The sequence below is a fragment of the Bradyrhizobium sp. CCBAU 53351 genome, from assembly GCF_015291745.1.
Classification (GTDB): domain Bacteria; phylum Pseudomonadota; class Alphaproteobacteria; order Rhizobiales; family Xanthobacteraceae; genus Bradyrhizobium.
The window spans coordinates 3,977,507-3,991,573 of record NZ_CP030059.1 but is presented as its reverse complement, the minus strand read 5'-3'; the positions used below and the strand labels follow the sequence as shown (position 1 = coordinate 3,991,573).

Annotated in this window: 9 protein-coding genes; 6 read left to right on the top strand and 3 right to left on the bottom strand. The window is 66.3% G+C overall.

The features are described 5' to 3' along the window. Positions 1-19: 19 nt before the first annotated feature. The 3 genes from XH83_RS18720 to XH83_RS18710 all read right to left on the bottom strand — a co-directional run bounded on the left by XH83_RS18720 (position 20) and on the right by XH83_RS18710 (position 5,183). Positions 20-1,252: an FAD-binding oxidoreductase gene (locus tag XH83_RS18720; protein WP_194402287.1), complete on the bottom strand. Its 1,233-nt coding sequence runs from the start codon at positions 1,250-1,252 to the stop codon at positions 20-22. Between the two features lie 26 nt (positions 1,253-1,278). Further along, positions 1,279-2,775, bottom strand: a complete 1,497-nt coding sequence (locus XH83_RS18715) for an amidase (protein WP_194402286.1) — start codon at positions 2,773-2,775, stop codon at positions 1,279-1,281. Positions 2,776-2,882: 107 nt separating this feature from the next. Continuing rightward, positions 2,883-5,183: a ribonuclease E/G gene (locus XH83_RS18710; protein ID WP_305825901.1), complete on the bottom strand. Its 2,301-nt coding sequence runs from the start codon at positions 5,181-5,183 to the stop codon at positions 2,883-2,885. A gap of 21 nt (positions 5,184-5,204) precedes the next feature. On the opposite strand from XH83_RS18710, the gene XH83_RS40320 reads away from it, so the two are divergent. The 6 genes from XH83_RS40320 to XH83_RS18685 all read left to right on the top strand — a co-directional run bounded on the left by XH83_RS40320 (position 5,205) and on the right by XH83_RS18685 (position 14,026). Further along, complete coding sequence (locus tag XH83_RS40320; RefSeq protein WP_305825900.1) at positions 5,205-6,110, top strand: hypothetical protein; 906 nt, start codon at positions 5,205-5,207, stop codon at positions 6,108-6,110. A gap of 616 nt (positions 6,111-6,726) precedes the next feature. Continuing rightward, on the top strand, positions 6,727-8,022 hold the full coding sequence (locus XH83_RS18705; RefSeq protein WP_194402284.1) for an N-acetylmuramoyl-L-alanine amidase: 1,296 nt from the start codon (positions 6,727-6,729) through the stop codon (positions 8,020-8,022). 312 nt (positions 8,023-8,334) lie between these two features. Further along, positions 8,335-10,848, top strand: a complete 2,514-nt coding sequence (locus tag XH83_RS18700) for a penicillin-binding protein 1A (RefSeq protein ID WP_194402283.1) — start codon at positions 8,335-8,337, stop codon at positions 10,846-10,848. 108 nt (positions 10,849-10,956) lie between these two features. Then, a protein-coding gene (gene prfB, locus XH83_RS18695; protein ID WP_145659441.1) for a peptide chain release factor 2 occupies positions 10,957-12,088 on the top strand; the annotation gives its coding sequence in 2 pieces (ribosomal slippage) (positions 10,957-11,025 and positions 11,027-12,088; 1,131 coding nt in all). A gap of 2 nt (positions 12,089-12,090) precedes the next feature. Continuing rightward, entirely contained in the window at positions 12,091-12,972 is an 882-nt protein-coding gene (locus XH83_RS18690; protein ID WP_194402282.1) for an NAD(P)-dependent oxidoreductase, read from the top strand. Between the two features lie 142 nt (positions 12,973-13,114). Beyond that, positions 13,115-14,026, top strand: a complete 912-nt coding sequence (locus XH83_RS18685) for a DMT family transporter (RefSeq protein ID WP_194402281.1) — start codon at positions 13,115-13,117, stop codon at positions 14,024-14,026. The last annotated feature ends 41 nt before the right edge of the window (positions 14,027-14,067 follow it).

Below are 14,067 nucleotides of genomic sequence, written 5' to 3'. Positions count from 1 at the left end.
TCAGCCCTTTTGTTTGGGCCTAGAACCGCTCGGGCCGATATGGCAGCGGATCAATCGCCGGCGTCTCGCCGCTCATGATCTCGGCAAGCAGGCGTCCGCTCGCGGGTCCCAGGGTAAAGCCCTGGTGGCCGTGACCGAAATTCATCCAGAGGCCGGGATGCCGCGGAGCTTGCCCGAGCACCGGCAGCATGTCGGGCGTGCAGGGGCGGGTGCCGAACCACGGATCCGGCTCGACGCGCTTGCCGAGGTCGATCAGCTCCCGCGCGGAGCCTTCCGCGCTGGCGAGCTGGACGGGCGTGGCGAGCGCGTCCATGCCGGTCAATTCCGCGCCGGTGGTGATGCGGATTCCCTTTGCCATCGGGCCCATGGCGTAGCCGCCGCCCTTGTCGACGAGCGGCAGGTCGAGCGAAGCGCCGCCGCTGTAATGCATGTGGTAGCCGCGCTTGCGCACCAGCGGAATGCGATAGCCGAATTTGTGGAGGAGGTCGGGCGACCACGGCCCCAGCGTCACGACGGCGTGGGCGGCGTCGAGGCGGCCCTGGTCCGTGTTGACCGACCATCCGGTCGCGGTCTGCTGCAGCGACTGCGCATCGCCCAGCACGATGGTGCCGCCGCGACGCTCGAACAGCTCGGCATAGGCCGTGACGAGGGCGCCGGGATCGGACACCGTCCAGGTATCGAGCCAGTGGATCGCGCCGGGAAGATCGTCGCGCAGGGTCGGCTCGGCTTTGGCAAGCTCGCTGCCGGACAGCACCCGGAACTTCACGCCGAATTCGCGCTGGTCTTGTTCTGCGGCCTTGATCGAAAGATCGAGGTCCGCGGCGTCGCGGTACAGCGCGCGATAGCCGGCGCGGCGGATCAGATTGTCGGCATGGGCTTCCCGAATGAGGATGTCGTGCTCCGGGGTCGCGTAGGCGATCAGCCGCGCCCAAGCCTCGATCGCCTCGCGATGCCGTTTCGGCGCCGAGTGCCACCAGTAGCGGAGCAGGGGCTCGACATGGAGGTGAAGCGACGACAGGCTGTAGCGCACGTCGTTGGTGCGGCCGGTCGCGATCTTGAGCAGCGTCGCGAGATCGCGCGGCATCGGATAGGGGCGGACCGCTTCGGCCTGGATCATGCCGGCATTGCCGTAGCTGGTCTCACGGCCCGGCTCCCTGCGATCGACGAGCGTCACGGCCCAGCCGCGCTGCTGCAGGTGCAGCGCGGCGCTCACGCCGATCATGCCGCCGCCGAGAACCATTGCGCTTTGCATCGGAAGACTTCTCCTGTCGGACCGCGTTATTCCCAAGTGAGAAAGCCGGGGGCGGCGGACAGCGGCGGCGTCGCGGCAAGCCTCGCAAGGTCGGGGACCGGCCGGCACAATTGCGCGTCGCTCGCAAAGGCGGCCTCAATGCCTGCGGCAACCGAGAGCACGATGGCGTCGCCGCCGCGCGGACCGACGACCTGGAGGCCGAACGGCAGTCCGGCTTCGTCGAGGCCGAGCGGAATGCTGATGGCGGGATGGCCTGCAAGCGTGACGGCGTAGGCGAGCGCGAGCCAATGGAAGTAGGATCTGGTCGGAGCGCCATCGATCTCCGCCGGGTGAGGCTCCGACCATGGCCGCGGGCTCAGCGTGATCGTCGGGCTGATCAGTACGTCGCAGGTTTCGAAGAAGCTTTGATAGGCGCGATAAATCCTGGTCTGCGTCGTCGAGGCCCGCGCATGGTCTTCGAGCGTGTAGCCGAGCCCTTCCTCGACATTGGCGCGGACATTGGGGCCGAGCATCTCGGGACGTTCCTTGTAGTTCTTGCCGTGGGTCGCCAGGAACATGCCTGCGCGGAGCACGGCAAAAGCGTCGTCGGCGCCGGCGCAATCCGGCGTTGCTTCGCGGGATTCTGCGAACAGCGGTGCGAGCCGCTTCACGCGTGCGCGGAACACGCGCCGGATCGCCTGCTCGGTCGGAGCGAAGCCGAAATCCTCTGTGAAGGCGAGGCGGAGCTTGCCGAGCTCTGCGGGGCGCGGGACGGCCCAGCGCTCGGCGCGCGCGCGCACGGCCTCGCCGGGCAGCGTATAGGCGAGCGGATCGCGGGCATCATCGCTCGCCATCACCGACAGCATCAAGGCGGTGTCGGCGACGTTGCGCGCCATCGGCCCGTCGGTCGACAGATTGGACCAGCCGAACGCCCGCTTTTCGCTGGCCACGAGGCCGTAGGACGGACGCATGCCGACGATGCCGGCGAAGCCTGCCGGATTGCGCAGGGACCCGCCAGTGTCGGAGCCCGAGGCGAGCGGAGCCATGCCGCAGGCGAGCGCCACCGCCGAGCCGCCGGAGGAGCCCGCCGCCGAGCGCATGGGATCGAAGGGATTGCCGGTCGCGCCGAACACGGGATTGCGGGTGTTGCCGCCCGCCGCCCATTCCGGCGTGTTGGTCTTGCCGAAGATGATGGCGCCGGCGGCGCGCAGGCGCGCGACCGAGCCCTGGTCGGCCGCCGGGACGTTATCCTTCAGCAGCGGGCTGCCATAGGTGGAGCGCATCCCCGCGGTGTCCTGGGTATCCTTGATGAGAACGGGAAGCCCGTGCAGGGCACCGCGATCCTCGCCGCGCAGGATGGCGGCTTCGGCCGCCTTGGCAGCGGCACGCGCGCCCGGCTCGTCCAGCGTCACGACGGCGTTGACGGCGGGATTGATGGCGGCGATGCGGGACAGGCAGGCGTCGAGCAACTCGACAGGTGAGATCGCCCGGGCGGCCAACAGGCGGCGCAACTCGACGGCGCTGGAATCGCAAAGCTCTGACAATGCCGGTCCCCTCTCAGATTGCGCAAACGGCTTAGCACATCGGGACATCGGCGAAACAAAAACGCCCGGCAGTGCCGGGCGTCGTGTCTTGCATAGGTTGTCAGGCCTTATTCGCCGCCGCCAAAGCGGCGGGACCACCAGCCGGCGCGGCGCGGGGCGGCGGGCGTTTCGCTCGTCGCTTCCGCCGCAGGTTCAGCTGCCGGTGCGGGCGGGGTGACCGGCTCGACTGCCTGGGCAACCGGGGCTGCCGGCTCGCTCGGGCTGCTCGACATGAAGCTCACCTTTTCGCGCACCGTGGAGCGGCGCCGCGCGGCCTTGTCGTCGGCGGGCTCTTCCTCCGCGGCGACGGGCTCGGGCTGGGCCGGAGCCTCGGTCTGCACTTCGGCGTGCGGCTCAGGCTGCGAGACTTGCGGCTCGGCGGCGCTGTGCTCGGCTTGCGCAATCGAGGGCGCAGCCTCACTGCCGAGGCCGTCGAAATCGGCAACCGCCTCGGCTGCTTCCGATGGATGATTGGTGCCGAGTTCGTCACCGATGGAGCCGGCGAGACCTTCCTCGCCGCCACCGCGACGACGGCGTCCGCCGCGGCGACCACGCCGGCGCCGGCGATCACCGCTGCCCTGCTGTTCGCCACGGGCTGCCTGTTCCTCGCCTTCCTCGCCGTCCTGCTCGGGTTCGGCATCGTCCTCGCCTTCGCCGGCCGCCACGGCCGCCTCGGGAAGGGTGGGGGCGCCATCCTCGCGCAATTCGCCCTCGCGCGGGCCACCGCGGCCGCGCCGGCGACGGCGGCGCTTGCGGCGTTGGCCGTCCTGCTCGGACCCGGCGTCGCCTGCGGACTGCTCCTCGGCGAGACCTTCGGTCTCCTCGGTCTCGACCTCGGATTCGGTCTCCGGATCGAACTCCTCGTCGTCATAAGCTTCTTCGACCAGCGGCGGCGGGCTTGCGGCCGCCTGCGCCGCCAGCAGCGCCTTGGCGGCTTCCAGCGTATGCACCTGTTCGCCGCGGTCGATGAGGTAGGCCTGCGGCCCGCTGACGCTGGGATCCGCGATCACCGAGAGGGTGACCTTGAAGCCGTTCTCGAGATCGCGCAGGTGGCCACGCTTGTGGTTGAGCACATAGAGCGCAACGTCGGTGCGGGTGCGTACCACGAGATTGTGGGTCGCGCCCTTCATCAGGATTTCTTCGAGGCCGCGCAGCAGCTGCAGCGCCACCGAGGACACCGAGCGGACGTGGCCGGTGCCGCCGCAATGCGGGCAGGGATCGGTCGAGCTCTCGAGCACGCTGGCGCGGATGCGCTGGCGCGACATTTCGAGCAGGCCGAAATGCGAGATGCGTCCGACCTGGATGCGCGCGCGGTCCTGCCTCAGGCAATCGGACAGCTTGCGCTCGACCGCACGGTTGTTGCGCTTCTCGTCCATGTCGATGAAGTCGATGACGATCAGGCCGGCGAGGTCGCGCAAGCGGAGCTGGCGGGCGACCTCTTCGGCCGCCTCCAGATTGGTCTTGAGCGCGGTGTCCTCGATATGGTGCTCGCGCGTCGATCGTCCGGAGTTGACGTCGATCGAGACCAGCGCCTCGGTCTGGTTGATCACGATGTAGCCGCCGGAGCGCAGCTGCACGGTCGGCGAGAACATCGCATCGAGCTGGCTCTCGACGCCCATGCGCGAGAACAATGGCTGGCCGTCGCGATACTGCTTCACCGCGCTGACATTGGCGGGCATCAGCATCTTCATGAAGTCGCGCGCTTCGCGGTAGCCGGATTCACCGGCAACCGAGATTTCGTCGATCTCCTTGTTGTAGAGGTCGCGCAGCGAGCGCTTGATCAGCGAGCCTTCCTCGTAGACGAGGGTCGGGGCCTGCGACTTCAGCGTGAGGTCGCGCACCGTCTCCCACATCCGGATCAGATATTCGAAGTCGCGCTTGATCTCGGGCTTGGTCCGGGCGGCGCCGGCGGTGCGCAGGATGATGCCCATGCCTTCCGGCACGTCGAGATCCTGCACCACTTCCTTCAGGCGGGAACGGTCCTGGGCGCTGGTGATCTTGCGGCTGATGCCGCCGCCGCGCGCCGTGTTCGGCATCAAGACGGCATAGCGGCCGGCCAGCGACAGATAGGTCGTCAGCGCGGCGCCCTTGTTGCCACGCTCTTCCTTGACGACCTGCACCAGCATCACCTGGCGGCGCTTGATGACTTCCTGGATCTTGTACTGGCGGCGCGGACGGAACGTACGCTCCGGCACTTCCTCCAGCACGTCGTCGCCGCCGACGGATTCGACGACTTCCTCTTCGGCTTCCTCGTCGTCCTCATCTTCGTCGTCTTCTTCGCCAGTTGCTTCCGCAGCCTCGGCAAGCGACGTCTCGGCATTCTCTCCGCCGCCGTACACCGCATCAGCGGGCTCATCGACCGACGTCACGGCCTCGGCCAGAGCTTCCGCATGCGCCTCGGGCGCGTGAGATTCGAAGGTTTGGGCCTCCTGCGGCTCGGCAACAATCTCGGTCGCGACCACGGGCTCGGCGCCGACGGCCGCGACAGGCGCGGGCGTCTCGCCGGCATGATCATGGTCGTGATGATCGTGCTGGTGATCGTGACCACGGTCGTGGTCGTGGCCATGGTCATGGTCGTGGTCGTGGGCGTGCTGGTCATCATGGGCATGATGATCGTCGTGATCATGCTCGCCATGAGCAGGTTCGCCCTGATCGTCGTCGTGGTGATCGTGGCCTTCGTGCTCGCCACGGTGCTCTGCATCGGCGTGCGAATGCTCGCCGTCGTGCAAGGCGCCCTCGGCATGCTCCGGCTGCGCCGCGCCCTCGATCGGCTGGGCGGCGGGATCAGCGCCGGCGTCGAGGCCTTCGACGATGTCGCTGCGCACGCGCTCGCCATGACCACGGCGGCGGGCGTTGCGGTGGCGCGAACGGCGGCGTCCGTGGGAGCGGTTCTCGCTCTCCTCTTCGGCCTCACGATGGGCCTGTTCCTCGGCCTCGATCAGCGCCTGCCGGTCGGCGACCGGGATCTGATAGTAGTCGGGATGGATTTCACTGAAGGCGAGGAAGCCGTGGCGGTTGCCGCCATATTCGACGAAGGCGGCTTGGAGCGAGGGTTCGACCCTTGTGACCTTGGCGAGGTAGATATTCCCGCGCAGTTGCTTGCGTTGCGCGGTCTCGAAATCAAACTCTTCGACGCGATTGCCGCGGACCACGACGACCCGGGTCTCTTCCGGGTGGGTGGCATCGATCAACATCTTGTTGGGCATGTCTTAACTCTTGGCGGCGGCGGGCGCGATTCACCGTGGGCGCGTATCGCGCCGCCGGGTGACGCGACGGTCCACCTGATTCGGGGGTGAGGGGAAGGCCGAAACGCCGTCTCTCGCGCCTTGCCGGACCGGAAGCTTCAGGACCAAGGCGGCGCGCGGGATTGTCACTCCGCAGCGTCGCGAATGGTCCTTCAGAATTCGTCGGCACAGTCTGGCGCATCAAGCGTCGGCCCGTATGAAACATTGGGCGGCGAGGCCGCCCTTCAATCAGTTGCTGCTGGCCAGGCATGGCGCGAGCGCGCTCGCCTTGGGGATCACGAACCGCTCCCTTGGGATCAAGGGATCGGGTAATGGGTTACATCGCTGTCAGAACCGCCCCGGCAACGAAAGTGGTAACCCGGGACCGTTCCGCCGCCGGCGCTTGACCCGTTCCACTCGCTGCCGCGCACCGCGCTGGTCTTAGAGGGAAACGGAAAACGCTGGAATTCCCAAACCTTGAGAGTTCCCGCGGTGCACCGGGAGGCTGAATGCGACACAACCTGAAATATCGGCCGTCAGCATTCCGTACATACGAGGAATGAGCCATCCGTGCAAGGGAGCGTCGCACGGCGGTCACAGTCGCCGAGTTTCGCGTTTCTGTCATTAAGGATCGATTAACCCTGTGGTTCTATTGCGTTAAAGAGGGCTGCTCGGAGGCACGGAATCGGTGGCGAGCCGCACAAATCAACGGGTTTTGCTGGGATGCGCATTGCTGTGCGCTGCAGCGTTGCCGTATGCCGATTCCTCACGCCTGAGGGCCGCGGAGAGCCAGCCGCAACCCGCTGTTGCAGCGGCAAATTTTCCGATCGCCTCGGCCGCCCGGCTGGCCGGCGACGGCAAGCAGACCCGCTTCATTCTCGACATCGACAAGGCCGTCACCTTCCGTGCCGTCACGCTAGCCGACCCGTACCGGGTCGTCGTCGACGTGCCGCAGGTCAATTTTCAGCTGCCGGCGGGGACGGGGGCCGGGGGGCGCGGATTGGTCAAGGCTTTCCGCTACGGGCTGGTCATGCCCGGCGGCTCGCGAATCGTGTTCGACCTGACCGGACCGGCCAAGATCGCCAAGTCCTACGTGGTGGAGGCGGCCAACGGCCAGCCCGCCCGGCTCGTGCTGGAGCTCGAGGAGGTCGATCGCGCCGCGTTCGTGCAGGCGCTCGCGCCCGAAAATCGGCCTGAGCTGCGGCCCACGATCGCCGAGGCGCCGCCCGCAGCGACTCCCGCGACCGCGGCCCCCGACACGGCGCAGCAGAAGGCCGATGGCCGCCCGGTGGTGGTGATCGATCCCGGCCATGGCGGCATCGACAATGGCACGCAGTCGAGCGGCGAGAGCGAAAAGAACCTGGTGCTGGCCTTTGGGCTCGCGCTCCGCGACAGATTGGAGAAGGCCGGCAAGTACCGTGTGGTGATGACGCGGGACGACGACACCTTCATTCCGCTCAATGACCGGACCAAGATCGCCCGCAATCTCAAGGCCGCGTTGTTCGTCTCGATCCATGCCGATGCGCTGCCGCGTGCCGAGGGTGATGCGCAGGGCGCGACCATCTACACGCTGTCCGACAAGGCGTCCGACGCCGAGGCCCAGCGGCTGGCCGATGCGGAAAACCGGGCAGATGCGATTGCCGGCTTCAACCTCGCGGAGGAGCCGACCGATGTCGCCGACATCCTGATTGACCTCACGCAGCGAGAAACCCGCACCTTTTCAAATCGTTTCGCCCGCCTCTTGATGGGGGAAATGAAGTCGACGGTGCGGATGCACAAGCATCCCCTGAAGTCGGCCGGTTTCCGCGTCCTGAAGGCGCCCGATGTACCCTCGGTGCTGGTCGAGATCGGTTATGTCTCCAACAAGGGCGACCTGGAGCACCTGGTCTCCGAGGGCTGGCGGTCCAAGGCCGTGGGCTCGATGGCGCAGGCGATCGACGGGTTTTTGACCAAACGGATGGCCACGGCGGGATCGTCAAACTGACGACCCGGGGATCGTCAAACTGACGACCCGGGGATCGCGCAATTGACGGCCCCAAAAGGCCTTCAAACTGAAAGGGTTTTTGCGTCCCGCCGCAAAAGCCCTAGTTTGGCCACAGCGGGCGCTTTATAAAAACGCCGCAGGGGGTTCCGGAATCGGCGAGAATCCCGTTCGGCAAGCGTCTTAAGTCCGGCACAGATGGTATTGTGTAAGCCGGCGAATTCGCGACGTGAGGTTGGCGCCAGTTTGGGGTGCCAAGGCACCGATACTGGGCTGATACTGGATTGATCCAGAGTTTGAACGGATAAACAGATAATGCGCTTGCTGGTGCGGTTCATGGGCTTCCTGTTCGCCGCGGGAACAGTGGTGTTCCTTGTTGGTGTCGGGGCCGTGGCAGGCTTGATCTGGCATTTCTCCAAGGACTTGCCGGACTACTCTCAGCTTCAGGATTACGAGCCGCCGGTGATGACCCGCGTGCACGCGGTCGATGGTTCGCTGGTCGGTGAATACGCCAAGGAGCGGCGGCTGTACCTGCCGATCCAGGCGGTGCCCAAGCTCGTGATCAACGCGTTTCTCGCGGCCGAGGACAAGAACTTCTACGAGCATGGCGGCATCGACTACACCGGCATGGCGCGCGCGGGTCTGGTCTATATCCAGAACTACGGCTCGAACCGCCGTCCGCAGGGTGCCTCCACCATCACCCAGCAGGTCGCCAAGAACTTCCTTCTCACCAACGAGGTCTCCTTCGCGCGCAAGATCAAGGAAGCCTTGCTGGCGATGCGCATCGAGAAGACCTATTCGAAGGACAAGATCCTCGAACTGTATCTCAACGAGATCTATCTCGGCCTCGGCGCCTACGGCATCGCGGCGGCCTCGCTGGTCTATTTCGACAAGTCGGTGAACGAGCTGACGGTGGCGGAAGCGTCCTATCTGGCGGCGCTGCCGAAGATGCCGGCGACCCTGCATCCGGTGCGCAACCGTGACCGCGCCATCGAGCGTCGCAACTATGTCGTCGATCGCTTGCTGGAGAACGGCTGGATCAAGCAGGCCGACGCCGACAAGGCGCGCAAGGAGCCGCTGGCCGTCACCAGCCGCTCCAACGGGGCCCACACCTTCGCCGGCGAATATTTCGCCGAGGAAGTTCGCCGCGACATCTTCGAGCGCTACGGCGAGAAGAAGTTGTACGAAGGTGGTCTGTCCGTCCGCACCACGCTGGATCCGAAGATCCAGGTCATGGCGCGCAAGGCGATGGTCACCGGCCTCGTGAATTATGACGAGCAGCAGGGCTATCGCGGCGCCATGAGCAAGCTCGATATTTCGGGCGACTGGGGCGTCAAGCTCGCCGAGATCAAATCGCTCTCCGACATCTCGCCGTGGCGTATGGCGGTGGTGCTGGAGACCAGCGACCAGTCGGCGCGCATCGGCTTCCAGCCGACCCGCGAACTCGGCGGCGCCGTCAGCAAGCAGCGCGAGACCGGCATTGTCACGCTCGATGGCGTGCGCTGGGCACGCGCGGTTCAGGGCAATGCCAAGGGCAAGACGCCGACGTCCGTGGCGCAGGTGCTTGCCCCCGGCGACGTGATCTATGCCGATCCGCTCTATAGCAAAGAGGGACATCCGGTCGAAGGCCAGTACCGGCTGCGGCAAATCCCCGAAGTGTCGGGCGCGATGGTGGCGATGGATCCCTGGACCGGCCGCGTGCTTGCGATGGTCGGCGGCTTCTCGTTCGACCAGAGCCAGTTCAACCGCGCCACGCAGGCCTATCGGCAGCCGGGCTCGTCCTTCAAGCCGATCGTGTATTCGGCTGCGCTCGACAACGGCTATACGCCCTCGACCGTCGTGCTCGATGCTCCCATCGAAATCGATCAGGGACAGGGCGCCGGCGTGTGGCGGCCGGAAAACTTCTCTTCTGGCAAATTCCAGGGACCGGTGACGCTGCGCAACGCGTTGCGGCAATCGCTCAACACGGTGACGGTGCGCCTCGCGCAGGACATCGGCATGCCGCTGATCGGCGAATATGCCCGCCGCTTCGGTGTCTATGACGAGCTGCCGAACTACCTGTCCTACGCGCTCGGCGCCGGCGAAACCACGGCGATGCGCATGGTCACGGCGTACTCGATGCTGGCCAATGGCGGCCGCCGCGTGAAGCCGACGCTGATCGATCGTATCCAGGACCGTTACGGCCGCACCATCTTCAAGCACGACCAGCGCGAATGCCGCGGCTGTGACGCGCCGGGCGGCTGGAAGAACCAGGCCGAGCCGCAGCTGATCGACCGCCGCGAGCAGGTGCTGGATTCCATGACCGCCTATCAGATCACCGAGCTGATGGAAGGCGTGGTCCAGGCCGGTACCGCGACCGTGGTCAAGGAAGTGGGCAAGCCGGTCGCCGGCAAAACCGGTACCACCAACGAGGCCAAGGACGCCTGGTTCGTCGGCTTCTCGCCCGACGTCGCCGTCGCCATCTATATGGGCTACGACAAGCCGCGGCCGCTGGGTAAGGGCAATGCTGCGACCGGCGGCCATCTGGCGGCACCCATCGCGCGCGATTTCCTCAAGCTCGCGCTCGCCGACAAGCCCGCGGTTCCGTTCAAGGTGCCGGCCGGCATCAAGCTCGTGCGCGTCGTCTCGAAGACCGGCATGCGCGCCGGTCCCGGCGAGACCGGCGGAACCATCCTCGAAGCGTTCAAGCCGGGCACGGCGCCGCCGGATAATTACTCCGTCATCGGCGTGGCCGACGCAGACGGGCGCGGCGGCGGCATGCCGGCCTCGCAGCAGCAACAGCCGGATTCCGGCTTCTTCATGCGGCCCGGCACCGGCGGGCTCTACTAAGGCCGGATAACACGGACGATCGCGGTTCCGGCGGTTGCGCTTTGCAGCCGCCGCCGCTACATCCCCATCTCGAATTGCACGCGGGATTCCGCGAGACCAGAGAACGACATGCGCGCCGAAATCGAACGGTTGGTAGAAGAGATCAAGCAGTCAGTCGGGCTGCTGAGGAGGCATCTTTGACGTCGAGAAATCGACGGCGCGCCTCGCTGAGCTGAACAAGCTCGCTGAAGATCCCAATCTCTGGAACGATCCCCAGAAGGCCCAGAAGCTGATGCAGGAGCGGACCTCGCTGGAGGATTCGCTCTCGGGCATCGGCAAGGTCGAGCAGGAGCTCGAAGACGATATCGGCATGATCGAGCTCGGCGAAGCCGAGGGCGATGACGGCGTCGTCGCCGAGGCCGAAGCTGCCCTGAAGAACCTGAAAAAGGAAGTGGCGCGGCGCGAGCTCGAGGCGCTGCTGTCGGGCGAAGCCGACCGCTTCGATTCCTATCTCGAAGTCCATGCCGGCGCCGGCGGCACCGAGAGCCAGGACTGGGCGCAGATGCTGCTGCGCATGTACACGCGCTGGGCCGAGACGCACGGCTTCAAGGTCGAATATCTCGAAGAGTCCGAGGGCGAAGAAGCCGGCATCAAGTCGGCGACGATCCAGGTCTCCGGCCACAATGCCTATGGCTGGCTGAAGACGGAAGCCGGCGTGCACCGCCTCGTGCGCATCTCGCCGTTCGATTCCAACGCGCGGCGGCACACCTCGTTCTCGAGCGTACAGGTGTTTCCCGTCATCGACGACAGTATCAAGATCGACATCAAGGAATCCGACGTCCGCGTCGACACGATGCGGTCGGGCGGCGCCGGCGGCCAGCACGTCAACAAGACCGAATCCGCGGTGCGCCTCACGCATATTCCGACCGGCGTCGCCGTGGTCTGCCAGGCCGGCCGCTCCCAGCACAAGAACCGGGCCCAAGCCTGGGACATGCTGCGCGCGCGCCTTTATGAAATCGAGCTGAAGAAGCGCGAGGAGAAGGCCGCCGCCGACCAGGCCGCCAAGACCGATATCGGCTGGGGCCACCAGATCCGCTCCTACGTGCTGCAGCCCTATCAGATGGTGAAGGATTTGCGCACGGGCGTGCAGACCTCCGACACATCGGGCGTGCTCAACGGCGAGCTCGACGACTTCATGGCCGCGACCCTGGCGCAGCGCGCCTTCGGGACCACCGCGGGCGACGTCGAGGACGTGGACTGATCATGCCCCGCGTCGCCTTCATCGGATTGGGGCGGATGGGGCACGGCATGGCCGGCCGCTATCTCGATGCCGGCTACACGGTCAGCTTGTGGAATCGCAGCAAGGCCAAGGCAGAGGACCTGATCGCGCGCGGCGCGCATTGGGCGACCTCGCCGGAGGATGCGGCGATCGATGCCGACGCCGTCGTGACCATGGTCGCCGACGACGAGGCCTCGCGCGCGGTCTGGCTCGGGCCGAAGGGCGCGGCCAAGACCGCCAAGGCCGGCACCATCGCAATCGAATGCTCGACCGTCTCCTATGACCACGCCCGCGAGATGGGCCGCGAGCTGAATGCGCGCGGGCTGATCTATATCGATTGCCCCGTGACTGGCTTGCCGGACGCGGCGGCGGCCGGAAAACTGACGCTGCTGGTCGGTGCCGATGCCGCCGATCTCGAACGCGCACGCCCGTTCCTCGAGCCAATCGGTTCGACCATCCGCCATTTCGGCGCGGTCGGCTCCGGCACCGTCTACAAGCTCATGAACAATCTCATGGGCGCGATCCAGATCGCCGGCCTCGCCGAGGGGCTTGCGATCGCCGAGCAGGCCGGGCTCGACATGAACCTCGTGCTGGAGTCGATCCAGGCAGGCGTCGCCGCCAGTCCGCAGGTCCAGCGTCATTCCAAGCGCATGGTCGCCCGCGATTTTTCCGGTGCAACCTTTACGGCCGCGCTGCGGCACAAGGATGCAGCCTACGCCGTGAAGCTCGCCGAGAGCCTGCTGGCAGATAAGCCGCTGGTCTCACGTGCCGCGGTCGAGGCGTACGCGCAGGCCAAGGCCGCAATGCCCGATGACGACGAAGGCAAGATGATCGAGCTGGTGTCGCGGCCGAAGAAGCCGTCCTAGGCGGCTGTATCGTCACCGGCAATTTCGATCGTTCCACTCGTTCTCGGCATTCGCTTCTTGGATCGGCCTTTCATCGGAAATCGGGTGGCTGTGTTCGCCGTGTCGTCCTAAGCCCATGGGCCGACTGCCGACGTGAAAGCCCATGTCCCCAACCGATAGCCGGATCGACGCGCGAGACTGGTCGCTGCTTGCTGTGCTCTCGGTGCTCTGGGGAGGCTCGTTCTTCTTCAACGGCGCGGCGTTGCGGGAATTGCCGCCGTTGACGCTGGTGTTTCTGCGCGTCGCGCTCGGTGCGGCCATTCTGCTGCCGCTGCTGCGCATGCAGGGGATCGGCTGGCCCAAGGGCATGACGGGGTGGACGCCGTTCGTTGCGATGGGGCTGCTCAACAACGTCATCCCGTTCTCGCTGATCGTGATCGGCCAGACTTTCATCCCGAGCGGTCTGGCATCGATCCTGAACGCGACGACGCCGCTGTTCACGGTGCTGGTGATGGCTGCCGCAGGCGAAGAGACCTTGCATATCCGCCGTGTCGCAGGCGTGGCGCTGGGCCTCGTCGGCGTCGTCATCCTGCGCGGATGGGGCCTCGAGACGAGGCCAGGGCAGGGGTTCGGCATTCTGCTCTGCCTCGGCGGGGCGCTCAGTTATGGATTCGCCGCACTGGCAGCGCGGCGATTGCTCAGGGACTCCCCGCCGCTGGGCACGGCCACGTTTCAGCTGATGGTGTCGACGGTGATGATGGCGATTGTCGCCGGCGTCGTCGAGCAGCCATGGCGCCTCGCAGTACCGGGCGTCGCGACGTGGTCCGCGGTGCTCGGCCTTGCCGCGCTGTCGACGGCGCTCGCCTATATCGTGTTCTTTCAGATCGTGCGGCGCTCGGGCGCGAGCAATGTCATGCTGGTGACGCTGCTCATTCCCGTCACCGCCATTCTGCTGGGATGGCTGGTGTTGGGTGAGCCGATCTCCGCGCGTGAGATCGCGGGCGCCATCGTCATCGGCAGCGCGTTGCTGGTCATTGACGGGCGCGCTTCGCGCCTGCTGCGGCGGAGCGCGTAGTTCCACATCCGCTGTTTCACCTTGCGGAAAATCGCGGCGCT

What these genes read in the sequence shown, in the direction of transcription:
- XH83_RS18720 (WP_194402287.1), bottom strand. Translation starts at nt 1,252, where the DNA reads ATGCAAAGCGCAATGGTTCTCGGCGGCGGCATGATCGGCGTGAGCGCC.
- XH83_RS40320 (WP_305825900.1), top strand. Translation starts at nt 5,205, where the DNA reads ATGCGCCTCGGGCGCGTGAGATTCGAAGGTTTGGGCCTCCTGCGGCTC.
- XH83_RS18700 (WP_194402283.1), top strand. Translation starts at nt 8,335, where the DNA reads ATGCGCTTGCTGGTGCGGTTCATGGGCTTCCTGTTCGCCGCGGGAACA.
- XH83_RS18690 (WP_194402282.1), top strand. Translation starts at nt 12,091, where the DNA reads ATGCCCCGCGTCGCCTTCATCGGATTGGGGCGGATGGGGCACGGCATG.
- XH83_RS18685 (WP_194402281.1), top strand. Translation starts at nt 13,115, where the DNA reads ATGTCCCCAACCGATAGCCGGATCGACGCGCGAGACTGGTCGCTGCTT.